The sequence below is a fragment of the Arthrobacter sp. YAF34 genome, from assembly GCF_052113245.1.
Lineage (GTDB): Bacteria > Actinomycetota > Actinomycetes > Actinomycetales > Micrococcaceae > Arthrobacter.
Window position 1 is genome coordinate 105,826 of the sequence record NZ_JBFRCV010000010.1, and the last position, 18,038, is coordinate 123,863.

Annotated in this window: 16 protein-coding genes and 1 riboswitch; of the genes, 10 read left to right on the plus strand and 6 right to left on the minus strand. The window is 68.5% G+C overall.

Annotated elements, in window-relative coordinates:
• The 3 genes from dnaK to AB4Y72_RS13660 form a co-directional block, all read right to left on the minus strand.
• Positions 1-1,863, minus strand: a complete 1,863-nt coding sequence (gene dnaK, locus AB4Y72_RS13650; protein WP_441426697.1) for a molecular chaperone DnaK — start codon at positions 1,861-1,863, stop codon at positions 1-3.
• Positions 1,864-2,160: 297 nt separating this feature from the next.
• The gene (locus AB4Y72_RS13655; RefSeq protein ID WP_441426698.1) at positions 2,161-2,643 is read right to left on the minus strand and encodes a hypothetical protein; all 483 of its coding nucleotides are present in this window, start codon (positions 2,641-2,643) and stop codon (positions 2,161-2,163) included.
• A 91-nt stretch (positions 2,644-2,734) separates the two neighbouring features.
• On the minus strand, positions 2,735-3,532 hold the full coding sequence (locus AB4Y72_RS13660; protein ID WP_441426699.1) for a TetR/AcrR family transcriptional regulator: 798 nt from the start codon (positions 3,530-3,532) through the stop codon (positions 2,735-2,737).
• 124 nt (positions 3,533-3,656) lie between these two features.
• Here AB4Y72_RS13660 and AB4Y72_RS13665 point away from each other — a divergent pair, with 124 nt between their 5' ends.
• Complete coding sequence (locus AB4Y72_RS13665; RefSeq protein WP_441426700.1) at positions 3,657-4,619, plus strand: NAD-dependent epimerase/dehydratase family protein; 963 nt, start codon at positions 3,657-3,659, stop codon at positions 4,617-4,619.
• A 24-nt stretch (positions 4,620-4,643) separates the two neighbouring features.
• On the opposite strand, the gene AB4Y72_RS13670 is transcribed toward AB4Y72_RS13665, so the two are convergent.
• Positions 4,644-6,854: an MMPL family transporter gene (locus AB4Y72_RS13670; RefSeq protein WP_441426701.1), complete on the minus strand. Its 2,211-nt coding sequence runs from the start codon at positions 6,852-6,854 to the stop codon at positions 4,644-4,646.
• A 268-nt stretch (positions 6,855-7,122) separates the two neighbouring features.
• Between AB4Y72_RS13670 and AB4Y72_RS13675 the strand changes: the two genes are divergently transcribed.
• The 8 genes from AB4Y72_RS13675 (at position 7,123) to pabB (ending at position 13,981) form a co-directional block, all read left to right on the plus strand.
• Positions 7,123-7,653, plus strand: coding sequence for a MarR family winged helix-turn-helix transcriptional regulator (locus tag AB4Y72_RS13675; protein WP_441426702.1), 531 nt, complete (start codon positions 7,123-7,125; stop codon positions 7,651-7,653).
• Between the two features lie 37 nt (positions 7,654-7,690).
• Entirely contained in the window at positions 7,691-8,506 is an 816-nt protein-coding gene (locus tag AB4Y72_RS13680; RefSeq protein ID WP_441426703.1) for a methyltransferase domain-containing protein, read from the plus strand.
• Between the two features lie 194 nt (positions 8,507-8,700).
• Positions 8,701-9,186 carry a hypothetical protein gene (locus tag AB4Y72_RS13685; protein WP_441426704.1) on the plus strand — a complete coding sequence of 162 codons (486 nt, stop codon included), beginning with the start codon at positions 8,701-8,703 and terminating at the stop codon, positions 9,184-9,186.
• Positions 9,187-9,380: 194 nt separating this feature from the next.
• Positions 9,381-9,932, plus strand: a complete 552-nt coding sequence (locus AB4Y72_RS13690) for a dihydrofolate reductase family protein (protein WP_441426705.1) — start codon at positions 9,381-9,383, stop codon at positions 9,930-9,932.
• Between the two features lie 89 nt (positions 9,933-10,021).
• Entirely contained in the window at positions 10,022-10,645 is a 624-nt protein-coding gene (locus AB4Y72_RS13695; RefSeq protein WP_441426706.1) for a LysE family transporter, read from the plus strand.
• A gap of 47 nt (positions 10,646-10,692) precedes the next feature.
• Entirely contained in the window at positions 10,693-11,235 is a 543-nt protein-coding gene (locus AB4Y72_RS13700) for an NUDIX domain-containing protein (RefSeq protein ID WP_441426707.1), read from the plus strand.
• Positions 11,236-11,309: 74 nt separating this feature from the next.
• A complete protein-coding gene (locus AB4Y72_RS13705) occupies positions 11,310-11,882 on the plus strand; it encodes a low molecular weight protein-tyrosine-phosphatase (RefSeq protein WP_441426708.1) in 573 nt (190 codons plus the stop codon).
• Positions 11,879-13,981: an aminodeoxychorismate synthase component I gene (gene pabB, locus AB4Y72_RS13710; protein ID WP_441426709.1), complete on the plus strand. Its 2,103-nt coding sequence runs from the start codon at positions 11,879-11,881 to the stop codon at positions 13,979-13,981. Before AB4Y72_RS13705 ends, pabB begins: the two co-directional genes overlap by 4 nt.
• Before the next feature lie 61 nt (positions 13,982-14,042).
• On the opposite strand, the gene cls is transcribed toward pabB, so the two are convergent.
• Positions 14,043-15,470, minus strand: a complete 1,428-nt coding sequence (cls, locus tag AB4Y72_RS13715) for a cardiolipin synthase (RefSeq protein ID WP_441426773.1) — start codon at positions 15,468-15,470, stop codon at positions 14,043-14,045.
• 141 nt (positions 15,471-15,611) lie between these two features.
• Here cls and AB4Y72_RS13720 point away from each other — a divergent pair, with 141 nt between their 5' ends.
• On the plus strand, positions 15,612-16,580 hold the full coding sequence (locus AB4Y72_RS13720; protein ID WP_441426710.1) for an aminodeoxychorismate lyase: 969 nt from the start codon (positions 15,612-15,614) through the stop codon (positions 16,578-16,580).
• A 10-nt stretch (positions 16,581-16,590) separates the two neighbouring features.
• Here the strand turns inward: AB4Y72_RS13720 and AB4Y72_RS13725 are convergent, their stop codons facing one another.
• A complete protein-coding gene (locus AB4Y72_RS13725) occupies positions 16,591-17,547 on the minus strand; it encodes a hypothetical protein (RefSeq protein ID WP_441426711.1) in 957 nt (318 codons plus the stop codon).
• Between the two features lie 332 nt (positions 17,548-17,879).
• Positions 17,880-17,994, plus strand: a riboswitch (SAM riboswitch).
• Positions 17,995-18,038: the final 44 nt, after the last annotated feature.

Sequence of the window (18,038 nt, forward strand, 5' to 3'; positions counted from 1 at the left end):
TTACTTCTTCTCGTCTTCGTCAACGATTTCGGCGTCGACGATGTCCTCATCGGAACCGGCTGCCTGCTCGCCCGCGGGGGCGCCCTCCGCGCCGGTGGCGCCGTCGGGGGATCCGGCGTGGGCGTAGATGGCTTCGCCCAGCTTGCTCTGAGAAGCCTGCAGCTTCTCAAACGCGGTCTTCACGGCGGCGTCATCGGTGCCTTCGAGGGCCTTCTTGAGCGCGTCGACGTCGGCCTTGACCTCGGTCTTGACCTCTTCCGGCAGCTTGTCGGCGTTGTCCGCGATCAGCTTGTCCACGGAGTACGCGAGCTGTTCGGCCGTGTTGCGGGTGTCGGTGGCCTCGCGGCGCGCCTTGTCCTCGGCTGCGTGCTCTTCGGCGTCGTGGACCATGCGGTCGATGTCTTCCTTGGACAGTGCGGTACCGCCGGTGATGGTCATGGACTGTTCCTTGCCGGTGCCCTTGTCCTTCGCCGAGACGTGCACAATGCCATTGGCGTCGATGTCGAAGGTGACCTCGACCTGCGGGACGCCGCGGGGAGCCGGGGCGATGCCGGTCAGTTCGAACGTGCCCAGCGGCTTGTTGTCGCGGGTAAATTCACGCTCGCCCTGGAAGACCTGGATGGCCACGGACGGCTGGTTGTCATCCGCGGTGGTGAAGGTCTCGCTCCGCTTGGTGGGGATGGCCGTGTTGCGCTCGATCAGGTGCGTCATGATGCCGCCCTTGGTTTCGATGCCCAAGGACAACGGGGTGACGTCAATCAGGAGCACGTCCTTGCGCTCACCCTTGAGGACGCCGGCCTGAAGGGCGGCACCGACGGCGACGACCTCATCCGGGTTGACGCCCTTGTTGGGCTCCTTGCCGCCAGCCAGTTCCTTGACGAGGTCGTAGACGGCCGGCATACGGGTGGAGCCGCCGACGAGGACGATGTGGTCGATCTCGGAGAGCTTGATGCCAGCTTCCTTGATGACGTCCTGGAACGGCTTCTTGGTGCGGTCCAGCAGGTCCTTGGTGAGGTCCTGGAACTTGGCGCGGGTCAGCTGCTCGTCCAGGTGGACCGGGCCGTCGGGGGTGACGGACAGGTACTGGAGCGAGACGTTGGTGCTGGAGGAGGAGGAGAGTTCCTTCTTGGCCTGTTCGGCAGCCTCGCGGAGGCGCTGCAGGGCGATCTTGTCCTTGCTGAGGTCGATGCCCTTGACCTTGAGCTGGTTCAGCAGGTAGTCCACGACGCGCTGGTCCCAGTCGTCGCCGCCGAGGTGGTTGTCACCGGCAGTGGCGCGGACCTGGATGGTGGAGAAGTTGTCTTCGTCCTTGCCGACCTCAAGGAGGGACACGTCGAAGGTTCCGCCGCCGAGGTCGAAGACCAGGATGAGTTCGTCTTCCTTGCCCTTGTCCAGGCCGTAGGCCAGTGCAGCCGCGGTGGGCTCGTTGACGATGCGCAGGACGTTGAGGCCGGCGATTTCTCCGGCTTCCTTGGTGGCCTGGCGCTGGGCATCGTTGAAGTACGCCGGAACGGTGACGACGGCGTCGGTGACCTTTTCGCCGAGGTAGGACTCGGCGTCGTTCTTGAGCTTCATGAGGATGCGGGCGGAGATTTCCTGCGCCGTGTACTTCTTGTCGTCAATGGCGACGGTCCAGTCGGTGCCCATGTGGCGCTTGACGGAAGCGATGGTGCGGTCAATGTTGTTGACGGCCTGGCGCTTGGCGATCTCGCCGACAAGGACTTCACCGGACTTGGAGAAGGCAACAACCGACGGCGTGGTGCGGCCGCCCTCGGCGTTGGCAATGACGGTGGGCTCGCCACCTTCGAGAACGGAGACGACGGAGTTAGTGGTTCCGAGGTCGATACCTACTGCACGTGACATGGATTGGTTCCTTACTTTCCTGGAATCGAGAAGGCCGCGGACCAAAGGAGGTCCGACAGTTATTGAGCGATCTACACTCAACTTTACCCAGACCGGAACTTAAGTCAATCCAAAGTTGAGTGACATCGACTCAACCTTGCGTCCAGGCGACTCCGCGGCCGCCTTCCCCCGCCCGAATTCCCCGGATTTCAGCCGTTCCGCCGCCATTGCTACGGGGTTTCGCCCTGCGCGAACCCCCTCAATGAGCGCCGGCGGCGCGGCGGCGGGCCCGTTGTGGGCCCGCCGCCGCTTCCCCCGCTAGTCCTCGCGCCGCTCCGCGTCGTCCCCGGATGCCGTTCCCGCCTCCGGCCTGCCGGGGCGCCGGGGACCGGCCGATCCTGCGGTCCCGTAGTCCCCCTCGGGATATTCGCCTTCCTCGGCTCCGGCACCCGCGGAGACCGCATCCCCGGAGACGGCCTCGCCGGAGACGCCGGACCCCGCCACCCCGGCCTCGCCGTAGTCGCCCTCGGGATAGTCGCCTTCCACCTCGCCGACGGCGGCCGCTCCGGCCACGCCGGCGGTGCCGTAGTCCCCCGTCGCATATTCCCCCTCGACGGCCGTGGGCGGGACTTCGCCAGCCGCGCCCGCGGACCCGTAGTCGCCCTCGACGTACTGTCCCTCGGCCACTGCGCCTTCCACCGCACCCGCTTCAGCGCTCCCGGGGGCTGCTCTTCCGCCCCTGTTCTCGTCAGGCCTGTTCCCTTCAGGCAGGTTTTCTTCGGACAGATTTTCCTCTGACATCGATGGATCCTTCCCGCAAGCATCGGCTGCGCCCGTGCGGGCGCAGGGGCAGTCTATCGAGCGTCACCGCGGGGCAACAGGGGGACCCCGCTCAGGGGGTGGGCGCGCCTGCCGGGAGCCCGGCGACGTCGGCCAGCACCGCGAGATGGTGGTCAAAGAGCAGCTCCCGGTCGGTAAACGCTTCCGTGCCGTACTGGCCAAAGACTTCGAAGCTAACGGCGCCGAAGAGTGAGGTCCAGGCCAGGGCGCCGCGGGCCAGGAGGTCATCCGGCACGGCCAACCCGAACTCCGACCGGATGTTCGCCAGATCCCCGGCCAGCCCCGCGGCCACGGCCGGACTCCGGTCGCCGCGCACCGAGAGCTGCCCGGCGCGGAAAGCGGCGTCGAGAACCGCCATGAGGGCATAAATCACCCGGGTCCCGGGGCCGGTAGTCCGCTCGGCGGGAGCCCGGTAGCCGGGCACGGGACTGCCGAAAAGAAGGGCATAGCGGGCGGGCTCGCGCAGCGCCCAGCCCCGCACCGCGCGGCCCAGGGCCGCAAACTGGCCGGCAAAATCGCCCTCCGGCACGGCCGCGACGGCGGCATCCACTTCATCGCCGAGTTCGTTGTAGGCGTCAATCAGCAGAAGCGTCAGCAGCTCCTCCCGGCTGTCCACATAGCGGTACACCGCAGAAGACACGACGCCGAGGTCCCGGGCCACGGCGCGGAGGGACAGGGCGGCGGCCCCGTGCTGCGCCAGATGTTCCCGGCCCAGGCGCAGGATGTCGGCTATGGTCCGGGCCCGGGCCCGCTCGCGCGGTGTGCCCGGGTGGGACGCGCCAGGCCCGGCGGACTTCCCGGCGGCCCCCGAGCCGGCTTCGGCGGCGGATGTGACTCTGTCCTCTGGCATGAGACCAGCATTCCACAAACAAGAGCACTGTCAACAAATGTGAGCACCGCTCTTGACATGCCTTGTCTTGCGGCGCATCCTGAATCGAGAGAGCACCGCTCTCACTATTTCTAAGGAGATCGGAATGTCCCCAACTGGCGCCCCCGGCAACGAATCATCCCGCCTCTACGTCGTCACGGGAGCCGGCCCGGTCGGCTGGACGGTCACCGAACAACTGGCCGACGCGGGCCATCACGTGCGCATCGTGACGAGGTCAGCCAGCGGGCCGGCCCACCCGCTGGTCGAGAAAATGTCCATCGATGTCTCGGACCCGGCCGGATTGGGCACGGCCTTCCACGGCGCCGCGGCGCTCTTCCACTGCATCCACGGCTCGCGGTACAGCGCCGACGCCTGGGCCCGGGAATTGCCTGCAGCCGAGCAGAGCGTGCTGGCCGCGGCGGGCGCGGCGGGCGCCGTCGTCGTCTTCCCGGAAAGCCTGTACTCCTACAGCGCGCCGGGGCGGCCGATGGTCGAGGACGGCCCGCGCGAGGCCCAGGACGGCAAACGAGGTATCCGGACGGCACTTCTGAAGGCCCGCGCGGAGTCCGCGACGGACACCGTGAGCGTGGTGGCGGGCGATTTCTTCGGCCCCAGGGTCCGCGGGGCGCACGCCGGCGAGCGCATGGTGAAGCCGGTGCTGGCGGGCAAATCCCTGATGGTGATCGGCCGGGCGGACCAGCCCCATTCCTTCACCTATGTTCCGGACCTCGCGGCCGCCATGATTGCGGCGGCAGGCCGGCCGAAGCTGTGGAACCGGGTATGGCACGCACCCACCGGGCCCGCGCTGACCCAGCGCGAAATCGCGGGCGCCTTCGCGACGGCAGCCGGCGCCAGGGCGCCGCGTCTCACCGCCGTCCCCAGCTGGGCGCTGAAGGCGATGGGGGCGTTTTCCCCCGACATGCGGGAGCTCGCGGAGACGCTGTACCAGTTCGAGCGGCCGTTCGTGATGGAATCCTCCGCGAGCCAGGCCGCCCTGGGCCTGGCGCCGACCCCGCTGGACGAAGCAGCCGCCGCCACCGTCGCCTGGTGGGGGGACCAGGGACAGTGACGGCGGCTGCGGCTTTGGGTCCGCCTAGCGGACCCCGGCCTCTTCGCTATCCGCACGGCGGGGGGACGGGGCCCCGGCGCGGGCAGCGGCGTCGTTCTCCGGACGGCCGAGCTTGCCGGGCCACCAGATCCGCGGGCCGATGTCGTAGGCCAGCGCGGGCACCAGCAGGGAGCGGACCAGCACCGTGTCCAGCAAGACGCCGAACGCGACGATGAAGGCCAGCTGCACCAGGAACATGATCGGAATGACCCCCAGGGCCGCGAAGGTGGCCGCGAGGATCACGCCCGCGGAGGTGATGACCCCGCCCGTCACGGCGAGGCCGCGCAGGACCCCGGCCCGGGTGCCGTGCTTGATCGACTCCTCCCGGACCCGGCTCATGAGGAAGATGTTGTAGTCGACGCCCAGTGCCACGAGGAAGACGAAGCCAAACAGGGGCACCGTCGCGTCCGCTCCCGGGAAGCCGAAGATGTTGTTGAATACGAAGGCTGAAACGCCCATCGCCGCGCCGTAGGACAGGACCACGGAGGCGACCAGCAGGGCCGGCGCAAGCACCGAACGCAGCAGCAGCATGAGAATGACCAGGATGACGCCCAGGACCACCGGGATGATGGTGACGAGGTCGCGCTGGGCGGTGGTGTTGGTATCCAGGGCGGTGGCGGTGACGCCGCCGACCAGCACGCCGCTGTCAACGGTCCTGAGTTCCTGGCGGAGCGAGAGCACGACGTTCTCGGCGTCATTTGAGTCCGCGGCGTAGTTCAGCGTCGCGTTGATCAGAACCTTGCCGTCCCTGACTGCCGGGGCAGCCGGGGCGCCCGGGGCACCGGCAATAACCGGGGCGCCGCCCTCGGCCAGCAGGTAGGCGTCGCCGACGCCGTCGCTGGCCTTGGCTTTCGCCAGCACGTCCTGCGCCTTGGCCTCGTCGGCCACGATCACCGCCGGGCTGCCGGATCCGGCGTCGAAGTGCCGGCCCAGGGCTTCCTGCCCGTCGACGGCATTGGAGGCAGTGAGGATGACATCGGTCTGGGCGACGCCGTTGGCTTTGAGCTGCAGGAGGCCGGTCCCCGCGACGAGTAGCAGCAGGACCGAGGCCACCCAGACCGCGCGCGGCCGGCGGGAAACGAGCGAACCGGTGGCCCGCCAGAGTCCTTTCTGGCCCTCGAGCCCGGTGACCAGTTCCGGTTCCCGTTCGGTTTCCGGGAGGAGCTTCGGCCGGAACGGCCAGAACGCGGCCCGGCCGAAGAGCGCCATCAGGGCGGGCAGCAGGGTCAGGGCGGCGAAAAGCGCGCAGAGGATGCCCGCGGCGGCTACCGGCCCGAGCGCCTTGTTGGAGTTAAGGTCGGAGAACAGCAGGCAAAGCAGCGCGATGATCACGGTGGCGCCGGAGGCCAGGATCGGCTCCCAGGCCGCCTTCCACGCCGTGATTGCTGCAGCCGTGCGGTTGGTGGTGTGCGTCAGGGCTTCGCGGAACCGCGCAACGTACAGCAGGGCGTAGTCCGTGGCCGCGCCGATCACCAGGATGGACAGGATGCCCTGGCTTTGGCCGTTCAGCTGGATCCAGCCAGCTTTGGCCATGCTGAACACCAGCAGGATCGCGGCGCAAAGTGCGAAGACCGAGGTGAGCAGCACCAGGACGGGCAGCAGCAGGGAGCGGTAGACGATCAGCAGGATCAGGAACACGGCGCCGAGGGCCACGAGCAGCAGGATGCCGTCAATTCCGGCAAAGGCACTCGCCAGGTCCGCCGTGAGCCCGGCCGGCCCGGTGACGAAGGTCCTCATTCCCGCCGGCGCGGACGCCTGAATCTCGCTGCGCAGGTCCTTGACTACCGCCTTGACTTCAGCCGAGGAAGCGATGGGCACCACGAACTGGACCGCCTTGGCATCCGCGGACGGGATGGGGCCGATCACCGTGCTGCCGACCTGCAGGGCCTCCAGCCTGCCCTTGAGTGCGGCGGCTTCGCCGAGCTCGGCCGGGGTGAAGGCGGCATCGCTCTCGACCACGATCACGGCGGGGATTTCCTTGGAGTCACGGAACTTGGCCTGCCAGTCCTGGGCTTCGGTGGCCTCGGCGCCGGCGGGCAGGAAGGAAGCCTGGTCGTTGGATGAGACCTCACTCAGGCGCCCAAACGTCGGGCCGCCGATGCCGGCGATCGCCAGCCAGGCCACGACGAGCACTGCGGGAATCAGCCAACGCAGCCAGAACGGTACGCGCGGCGTCGGGGGCGAAGTCGTTTTCATGTGTCCTTCTAGGGTGCGATTCGGAGGGGACGAGGAATCAACTCCATAGTAGACTATCTCTATCATGGAGATAACCCCAAGGCGCACGTGCCGGAGGAGAATGGAAGGACAGTCCGGGCCGGTCTGGTTGCAGTATTCGCTGCGGTACGTACTGCTGCGGCCACTGCAGTAAACTCCCGAGGGCGCCGTCGACGACGCCGACGGGCCGCGGTCAGACCGACGCGGCCGTATTCAGGTATGCCAGATCTAGGAATAAAGGAGGTCCGCAGTGTCAGCCGAAATCCGGGGCCCATCCGAAGACACAGCGCCCCCCGACGCGGCCGGTCCGCCTCCGCTCGTCCGGCTCCTGCAGGAATTCAATCTCGAAGCCAACCGCTACGTGGACTCGGCCGGCGGCCGCAACGACATGCACCGCACCGACCTGAACGCTCTGGCCGTCATCATGCAGCACACCGCGCGGCACCAGATTGTCACTCCGGGCGTGCTCAGGAAAGAGCTGAACCTCAGCTCCCCCGCCACCACAGCACTGATCGACCGGCTCCACAGTTCCGGCCACGTGGTCCGCGAGCGCGAGGGCCCGGACCGCCGGCAGGTGCAGCTGCGCATGACACCCAAGGCGTACCGGGACGGCGGCGCCATGTTCCTTCCGCTGGCCCGGCACATGGGCGCGGCGATCGAGCACTTCACGCCGGAGGAACTGGAGATCGTCACCCGGTTCATGAACTCGATGATCGACGCCACCGTCCGGGCCGGCGAGGAAGCTGCCCGCGGCCAGACTCCGGAGCCACTCCCCAACTAGCCGCCCATTTCCGGTCGCGGGAGGGTAGCGTTCCATTATGAGTGCGCAGCAGCCTGACGATGTGTACACCCACGGCCATCACGCGTCGGTGGTCCGCGCCCATGCCACCCGCACGGCGGAAAACTCGGCAGCGTTCGTGCTCCCGCATCTCACACCCGGGGTGTCCGTGCTCGACGTCGGCTGCGGGCCGGGCAGCATCACCTGCGACTTCGCGGAGCTGGTGGCCCCGGGCAGGGTCACGGGCCTGGACCGCTCCCCCGACGTCATCGCCCAGGCCGCAGCCCTCGCCGCCGAGCGCGGTGTGGACAACGTCGATTTTTCCAGCGGCAACGTCTACGACCTCGACTTCCCGGACGAGTCGTTCGACGTCGTCCACGCCCATCAGGTCCTGCAGCACCTCACGGACCCGGTCGCGGCCCTGCGGGAGATGCGCCGGGCGGCCAAGGCCGGCGGCATCGTGGCGGTGCGCGACGCCGACTTCCACGGCATGAGCTGGTACCCGGCCATCCCCGAGCTCGACGACTGGATGGAGCTGTACCAGCGGATCGCCCGCCGCAACGGTGCCGAACCCGACGCCGGCCGCCGGCTCGTGTCCTGGGCGCAGGCCGCCGGGTTCACGGACGTGGCGCCGTCGAGCAGCAACTGGCTCTACGCCACCGGACAGCAGCGGCGGTGGCAGGCCCGGGTCTGGGGCGAGCGGGTGCTGCACTCCTCCTTTGCCGACCAGGCACTCGAGTACGGCTTTGCCACCGAGGCGGACCTGGCCCGGATTTCCGCCGGCTGGCATCGCTGGGGCTCCACCGACGACGGCTGGTTCCTGATCCCCAACGGCGAGGTCATCGCCCGGGCCTAAGCGACGCCCGGCAGCTTTAGTAAGGGTGGCTGGGCTGGTTCGCGCACGTTGCAGGTGACTGGACGCGCCCGTCATGTACTCACAGCGCGGACACAGCGCTGCCAAAGTGCTGCCATACCTGCCGCGATGAGGCTGGGTGCAGGCCGAGTCCTCGGCCGGCCCGGTTTCCCGGGCCCCAGCAAAGGAGTTTCACCATGGCACAGATTAACAAGACCACGGCCGGCATCATGCTCGCCGCGGTGATCGGCGGCGGCACGATCGGCGCGATCGGCGCGGCGGCCATCCCCGCAATGGCCGCCGACGGCACCGGCACCTCCTCGTCAAGCACCGCGGCCCCGGACGGGTACGGCAACGGGTACGGAACGCCCGGCGGCGGCCAGGGCGGACCGCACCAGGCCAACGGCAAGACAGAGGTGGTCCTCACCGGCGACACCGCCACGAAGGTCGAGGCGGCAGTGAAGGCCGCCCAGCCCGGCGCGACGATCGAGCGGATGGAGACCGACGCCGACGGCGCCACCTACGAAGCGCACATCACCAAGGCGGACGGCACCCGCGCCACCGTCCTGCTGGATGCGAACTTCAAAGTGACCGGGACCCAGGCCGGTCCCGGCGGCGGCCATGGGGGCCCGAACGATGGGGATGCGGACGACGCCGCGGCCGGCGCCACCTCCAACGGCTAGAGCTCCCTGCACGTCCTGGGCCGGCGCTCCTGACGGGACATTCCATCCGGCAGCACCGCTCCGGACGCAAACCCTGCCCCGGACGGCGGCTCAGCTGCCGTCCGGGGTGGTCGCGGCCGGGTTCCTCTCAGCCATTCCCTGCTTCCCGATCTGCCGATAGGGTGCTCGAAAGAACCCGCGACGAAGGAGAACCCATGCGCAAAGTGACGGCCGGCCTCTTCTGCTCCGTGGACGGGGTGGTTGAAGATCCCTTCCTGTGGCAGTTCGACAGTTTCGACGCGGAACTGGGCGCCGGGATGGGCGAGATGATGGGCCGGATCGATATGGGGCTCCTGGGCCGGGTCGGCTACCAGCAGTGGGCCGACTACTGGCCGAACGCCGAAAGCGACGCCGACTTCGCCGGCTTCATCAACCGGCTGCCGAAGTACGTTGCATCCCGGACGCTGACCGGGGACCTCGAATGGCAGAATTCGCACCTGATCGAGGGTCCGCTGGAAGACTTCGTGGCGGGCTTGAAGAACAGCGACGGCGGCGACATTGGGGTCTTCAGCAGCATCTCGCTGGTCCGCCAATTGTTGTACGCGGGCCTGCTCGACACCCTGATGCTCATCGTCCATCCGGTGGTTGCGGGCAGCGGCCGGCGGCTCTTCAACGACGGCGATCCCCTCACCAGGCTGGTGCTGCAAGAGTCCCAGGAGACCAGCAAGGGGAACATGATTCTCAGCTACGGCCTCCGCGGCGACTGAATCCCCGGGCATCCAACGGGCCATAAGGTGAATGCAGCCGGCGCGTCATGCACTTCGGGCGGGCCCGTCCGGGACCGTAAGCTTGGCGGGTGCAACCCTCCCTTTGGCTGGCCTTGGCCGGCGCCGGCGTCCTGATCAGTTTCACCCCCGGCGCGGGCGCCATCAACACCATGAGCAACTCCCTGAACTCAGGATTCCGCCGCTCCATCTGGGGCATCCTGGGCCAGCAGGCCGCCCTCGTGGTGCACATCCTGATCGTTGCCCTCGGCGTCGGGGTCCTCGTGGCGAGCTCACCGGTCGCGTTCAACGTGATCCGCTATGCCGGGGCCGCCTACCTGGTCTATCTGGGCATCCGGCAGTTCCTGCACAAACCGGACCTGGACCAGGAGAAGGCCGCCGCCCTGCGCAACGAACCGGCGTTCTCCATGTTCCGCCGCGGCCTGTGGGTCAATCTGCTCAACCCCAAAGCCGTGGTCTTCTTCCTGGCCTTCATGCCCCAGTTCATCCGGCCGGAGCAGCCGCTGCTGCCGCAGTACGCGGTCCTGTCCGTCACCGTGATCGTGATCGACATCGCGGTCATGTGGTTCTTCTTCGCGGCGGCGGCCAGGTCCTTCCAGCGCTTCACCCATGACGCCCGCGGACAGAAAGCCCTGAACCGGACGTTCGGCGCGCTCTTCGTCGGCGTCGGCATCCTGCTCGCCTCGATCCACTAAGCGCCGGGGCCCGGGCTCCGGGACATACCCTTGGGGCAGGAGGAGTCATGACCGTTCGGAGCGCCGGCATTCTGCTGTACCGATTAAGCGGCACCCCCCGGCCCGCTGATACACCCCCGCCTGGCGGCACGCCGCAGCTGGAGGTCTGGATCGCCCACATGGGCGGACCGTTCTGGGCCCGCAAGGACGCCCGGGCCTGGTCCATCCCCAAAGGCGAATACCCCGCCGGAGAGGACCCGCTGTCGGCGGCGCACCGTGAATTCGCAGAGGAAATCGGCACGCCGGCACCTGCGGCCGCCTACCACCGGCTCGGCGACTTCCGGCAGCCCTCCGGAAAGATCATCACCGTCTTCACGGCCGAAGCGGACTTTCAGCCCGAACAAATCCAGAGCAACACCTTCGCCCTGGAATGGCCCAAGGGATCCGGCGCAATCCGCAGCTTCCCTGAGATCGACCATGCCGAATGGGCCACGGAGGAAGAAGCCCGCTTCAGGCTCGTGAAGGGCCAGCTGCCCATCCTGGACGCGCTGCTCGGGCACCTCGGGCGCGGCGGTGCACCCGACGCCCACTCCGGACATGACAAATCGTGACTTGAGTTTGACATTTTCTGTAACATTTCGGGACCTCCGCTAGCCAAGAGGCCTGAGATCGTCCATGCTTAGCTATGACCTCAATGCCGAGCCAGTACCGGATCATCGCGGTCTGCACCGGAAACATCTGCCGGTCTCCGATGGCCGAGCTCATGCTGGCGGAGGCATTCCGGACCGAACGCCTCGCCGGGGCCGTGGTCGATTCCGCCGGAACCACGGCGTATGAGGTCGGCCGCCCCATCGATCCCCGGGCCGCGCGCAAACTTACGTCCCAGAACATTTCCTCCAGCCGCCACGTGGCGCGCGAATGGCAGCCCGAATGGTTCGTCAGCCGCGAGCTGATCCTGGCCCTCGACGTCGACCACTACGGCTGGCTCCGTCAGGCGGCGCCAGACCGTGAGTCCCGGGCCAAGATCCGCATGCTCCGCAGCTTTGATCCCGCGGTGGCGGATAAGGACCCTCTGGAGCAGGGCATCGAGGACCCCTGGTACGGCGGCCACACCGACTTTGACACCACCTGGGACCTCATCCGGGCCTCCGTGCCGGGGATCGTGGAGCACGTGCGCAGCCACCTTCAGCGGCTCGACGGGCAGCGCCATGGCAGCGATCAACCCAACGCACAGCAACGGGTACGCTCTATTTCATGAGCCCCGCACCCGTCATCATCGCAATCGACGGGCGGTCCGGCTCCGGCAAGACCACCCTGGCCATCGAACTGGCGGCGCGGCTCCGGGAACACCACAAGGTCTCGCTCTTCCACCTGGAGGACATTTATCCCGGCTGGAACGGGCTGACGGCCGGGATCGAGCGTTACGCCACCACGGTGCTGTCGCCGCTGCGGCGCGGCGAGCCCGCGGAGTGGGTCAGCTGGGACTGGGAGCGGCACTACGACGGCGAAATCCGCACCACACGCCCGGCCGAAATCGTCCTGGTGGAGGGCGTCGGCGCCGCCGCAGAGGCGGCGCGCCCCCTGCTGGACGCCGTGATCTGGGCGGATTCCTCCGCTTCCGACCGCCGGGCCCGGGCGCTGTCGCGCGACGGCGAGACCTACGAACCCTTCTGGGACCAGTGGGCGGCCCAGGAAGCGCAATGGCTGGCGGCCGACGACGTCCCGGGCCGCGCCGATGTGCATGTACTCAACCGCGCGGACGGCACAGCCCCCGACGACGTCCTGCTGGCCCTCCAGTATCTTCCCGCCCTCGCCCCGGCCCTGTTGCCTGAACTCGCCGCCCGCGACGGCCTGCAGTTGCGGGCAGAGCGAATCGACGCCGAGCCGGAGGCGGCGCTGCTGTTTGAGACCCTCTTCGGCGGCTCGGCCCACGCCGTGTGGCTCGACTCCTCCCTGAACCCGGCGGGCCTCGCCCCCCAGTCCGCGGAACGGAGCCGCTTCAGCATCCTGGCCGACGACGGCGGCCGATTCGGGCAGGCGGTCCGGCACAGTTCCGGCCTGACCCGGGTGAGTGCCGGCCAGGCCACGGTGACCATCGACGGCCCCTTCTTCCGCTGGCTCGACGGCGTTTGGGGGCGCCCGGCGCTCCGGGCCCCGGAGGGCTTCCCTTGCGAGTTCACCCTGGGCTGGCTCGGGTACCTGGGCTACGAACTCAAGCGTGAAACCGGCGGCAATGACGTCCCGGCTCCCACCCCGGATGCCTGCCTGATCTTCGCCGGCCGCGCCGTGGTGCTCGACCATGCCGAGGGTGCGGCCTGGCTGCTCGCCCTGGACACGCCCGACGCCGGGGACTGGCTTCGTTCCGCCCGCGCGGCCGTCGCCGCCTCGGTGTCCAGTTCGGCCGCCGGTTCGGGGCCGGCCGCCGCGCCGGACGGACCCGCTGCAGACCGTTCGCCTATGCCGGGCTCCCCCGCATCCCGCGCCGCTGCGCCACACTTCACCGCCAGGGACGCCGAGGCCGTCTACAAGGCAAAAGTTTCCAAGGCCCAGCGTGAGATCGCTGAGGGCAACACCTACGAAGTCTGCCTGACCACCGCACTCACCGCCACCGCCACCGCGGGCACCTGCGGCACGGATCCGTGGCAGACCTACCTGCAGCTACGGGGCCGCAACCCGGCCCCGTTCGCCAGCTATCTGCGCTTCGGCGAGCTGACGGTGGCGAGCACGTCGCCGGAACGTTTCCTGCAGATTGGTGAAGACGGCCGGATGCGGGCCGAACCGATCAAGGGCACCCGCCGCCGGGATCCGGACCCAGGTGCGGACACGGCCCTGCGGCAGGAGCTGGAGTCTTCGGCCAAGGACCGCGCGGAAAACATCATGATCGTGGACCTGCTGCGCAATGATCTGAGCCATTTCGCCGTCCCCGGTTCGGTGGCCGTCAGCCGGCTGTGCGCGATCGAGAGCTACGCCACGGTGCACCAGATGGTCAGCACCATCGACGCCCGGCTGCGGCCCGGGATGCCGCGGGCCGAGGCGGTCGCGGCCTGCTTCCCCGCCGGCTCGATGACCGGCGCCCCGAAGGTCAGCACCATGGCCATTCTGGACCGGCTGGAGGCCGCGCCGCGGGGCGTGTACTCCGGGGCGATCGGCTATTTCTCCCTGAATGGGTCCGCCGACCTTGCCGTGGCGATCCGGACCCTGGTGACAACGGCCCCCGGTGACGGCACGGCGGAACTGAGCCTCGGCGTCGGCGGTGCCGTCACCGCCGACTCGACCCCGCAGGAGGAGTACGAGGAAATCCGGACCAAGGCGTTCGGGGTCCTCTCGGCGCTCGGCACTGCGTTTCCCGAAGGCTGAGTTTCCCGGGTATTTCCAGGAACACCACGGGCCGGGCCTGCAGTCCCAGACGCCGCCAGGGTTACTGCAGCACGGCCGACAGCCTCGCCACGTTGTCCACGTATTTGACCTTCATGGGCCGTTTCATCCAGTCGTCGAGCACCAGTTCGTGCGAGATGCTGCGGTAGGTGTCCTCCACGGCACGGATCCGCTGGACGATGTCCTCGCCGAGGAGCATCACGGACACCTCGAGGTTCAGCGAGAAGGAGCGCATGTCCATGTTGCTGGAGCCCAGCACCGCAACTTCGTTGTCAATCGTGAAGTGCTTGGCGTGCAGCACAAACGGGGCTTTGTAGAGGTAGATCCGCACGCCCGCCTCGAGCAGGGCCTCGTAGTAGGACTGCTGCGCGTGGTGGACGAGGAACTGGTCGCCCTTTTCCGAGACAAAGAGTTCCACTTCGACGCCGCGCTGCGCCGCCGTCGTCACCGCATACAGGAGCGAGTCGTCCGGGACGAAGTAGGGGCTGCACAGCGAGATTTTGTGCTGGGCCGAGTAGATGAGGGTGTTGAAGAGCCGCAGGTTGTTCTCGGTGATGAAGCCGGGGCCGCTGGGGACCACCTGTGCCGTGACGTTGCCGGGGTGAGGCTCCGGCCGGTGTTCCAGTTGCTCTTCCAGGGATTCGTTGGTCTCGCTGAGCCAGTCGGTCGCGAAGACCACGTTCAAGGTGGTGACAATCGGCCCGCGCAGGCAGGCCATGAGCTCCACCCATTCGCGGCCCACCTTGCGGTGCTTGGGATTGTTGTAGGACGGCTCGATGAGGTTTTGGGATCCGGTGAAGGCGATTTCGCCGTCGATTACCATGATCTTGCGGTGGTTGCGAAGATCCGGCCGGCGCCATTGGCCGTGCACCGGGCTCAGCGGCAGCATGGGCCGCCAGCGGATCTTGCTGGCGTTGAGCCGGTCCTTCAGGCGGCGGTAGCCCTTGATTCGGAGCGAGCCGAGGTGGTCAAAGAGGACGCGGACCTCGACGCCGCGCTCCGTGGCCTCCTCCATGGCAGTCAGCAAATCGTCCGTGACGTGATCCGAGCTCATGATGTAGAACTCGGCGTTGACAAACCATTTGGCGCCCCTGACGGCTTCGGTCATCGCCTTGATGGAGTCGGGGTAGCCAGGCAGCAGTTCGACGCTGTTGCCGTCCACCATCGGCAGCGACCCCAGCGTCTTGTTCAGTTCGGAGGCGGATGCCACCCATTCCGGTCCGGCGTAGCGGCTCTCGACGGCCTGCAGTTCCGACGTCCCCGCCCGGATCCTGGTGTTGACCGCTTCCTGCTGGGCGCGGCGGCGCCGGGACAGCCGGAAGTTGCCGAACAGCAGGAACAACAGCAGGCCTATGGTGGGCACAATGAAGATGCACAGTAGCCACGCCATCGCGGTGGTGGGCCGCCGGTTTCCGGGGATGATGCCCAAGACAAGCACCCGGATGGCGAAATCGATCAGGGTCAGGATCATAACGGCCCAGGACGGCAAGGTCTCCGCCATCGGAAATTGCCACAGCACAGGCGAACCCCTCACGCTTCAAGCCCGCGGAACAGTTCCGGAACGGGCAACGAGCAAATCCTATCCCGGGACCACCGGGACTAAGCTGTTGCCATGACCTCTCCTGCCGCTGTTCCTGCGCCCGCAACCGTGCTGGTCTTCCTGGACCCGGCGTTCGACGGCGGCCGCGTGGCGGACGCGTCGAAGCCGCAGCTCATGGCCACGGACCTGGGCGCCACCCGCGGCGACGGCGTTTTCGAATCGCTCCTGGCCGTGGGCGGCCGGCCCCGCAAGATCCAGGCGCACCTGACCCGGCTGGCCGGCTCGGCCCGCCTGCTGGAGCTGGACATCCCGGCCGAGGACGCGTGGCGGCGTGCCGTGGACACCGCCATCGGCGAGTACCGGCGCCAGGATCCGGCCCTGGCTGCCGGCGGCGACGCGGCAGGGGACGAGGTGGTGGTGAAGCTGCTCGTCACCCGCGGGCCGGAGGGCGCCGCAGCCCCCACCTGCTGGGTCCAGGCCTCCGCCCCCTCGGCGGCGGGGCGCCGCCAGCGCGAGACCGGAATCGACGTCATCCTGCTGGACCGCGGCTACGACAGCGAAGTCGGCGAGCGCGCCCCCTGGCTGCTGCTCGGCGCCAAGACCCTCTCCTACGCCGTGAACATGGCGGCGCTGCGTCACGCCCACCGGCACGGCGCGGACGACGTCATCTTCACGTCCGCGGACGGCCGGGTCCTGGAGGGGCCGACGTCGACCGTTCTGCTGGCGCATCTGGAAACGTCGGACGACGGCGCCGGCGGCGTGCGCACGATCCGGCGGCTCATCACCCCGCAGCTGGACAGCGGCATCCTGCCGGGCACCTCGCAGGGCGCCCTGTTCACCGCGGCCAAGGCTGCAGGCTGGGAACTGGGCTACGGACCGCTGGAGCCGAAGGACCTGCTGGACGCCGACGCCGTCTGGCTGATCTCCAGCATCCGGCTCCTGGCGCCGGTGAACCACATCGACGGCCAGGAAATCGGCACCGCGGAGCTCCGCAGGCAGCTCACGGCCGAACTCAACGCCCTGTTCGCCACCATCGAATAGCTAGGCCGGGTCACCCCAGCGCATCCGCGGGAACTGCCGGGCAGCGCCGGAAGGAGGCGGGATTGAAGGCCGGGAGCATGAAAGTTGCCAGCACGGCGTCGAGCAGTTCCGGTGCCCACGTACTGTTCTCCCCCAGCGTCGCGCAGACGCCCAGCACTACGGGGGTCCCGTCGGCGCGGCGCCGGATCTGGACCTGCACCGGCCCGGTCAGTCCGAGTGCGCGCACGGCCGCCAGGCCCAGCTTCCGCACGTCCCCGGCCTCGCCCGCCGGTACCCTGCGGCTGACCTCGTCGCTGCCCGCGCGCCCGTACGGGGTTTTCGTCTTCTCCAGGACCACTGCCAGCGGGGCCATCGCGTTGCGGGCCGGGGTGCCGAACACCAGGGCGACGTAGTCGGCACCCGGGATGAACTCCTGGACCAGCTGCCCGGGCGCCATATTCTTCCAGCTCACGGCGGCGGTCCCGGCCAGCAGGTGGACGGCGCGGGTGCCTTTGAAGATCCGCGGCTTGACCACGACGGGGCCGTTGAGGTCCGCCAGGGACGCCGGCGCGGCAGCCAGGTCCCCGGGGACCGCGAAGCGCGGAACCGGAATGCCGGCCGCCTGCAACGCCCATGCGGTCAACAGCCGGTCGTTGGCGAGGGCCACCGCGGCAGGGTCGCCGACGATGATCCGGACGTCCCGCCCGAATCCGGCGCGGGCCGCGGCCAGGACCGGCAGCTCCACGCTGAGGGTCGGAATGATGACGTTGATGGCTTCCCGGTCCACCAGCCGGCGCAGGTCCAGCACCATGTCCGGGTCCGTCGCCGGCAGGAGCCTGACCGCTGCCACCGCTGGGCCGTCCCCGGCTTGACGGGTATCGGCGCGGGCGTCGGAGCCGAGGCAGGGGACGCCGCGGGCGGCGAGCTGGGCCGCGACGGTCCGGCCGGCGGCGCTCGCTACACCGGTAACCAGTATGCGCGGACCCATGATTGCTCCATTCCGCCGTCACCTGCCGGGCCGCGGCTGCGGCTCCGGCGGTCTCCCGGCCCCTAGTTCCAGACAGTGTGGAATTGCTGACACGTTGCTTCGTGGCCGGGGCGTCGGTCCGGTCCCCACCAGTACACGGCGCATCGTCGGGCCGCGCACGAGTGGGTGGTACCCGAAAATGGGACCGGGCACTACTCGCCCCGTCCGGCGTCTGCGCCGCGCCGCGCCGCGCCGCCCCGGTTATTGGGCCTCGGGCCTTGGGCGTGATCCGGTTACGGAACATGACGACGGCGGCGGTGCGGGTCGGCGTCGTAAGTGTTACGTTTTTGGGGAGTAATGAGAACCGGTGCCAAGCCCTGACTGGCCGGTCGGCAACCCTCCCTTTCGCGGCGGGGTGCCTCAGGTGAAGACTCGGCAGAATCACCATTCGAACTGCAAGCGTGAAAGAGGAGATCCGTCGTGCCCGACACGTCCGCCCCCGTAGTACCCGA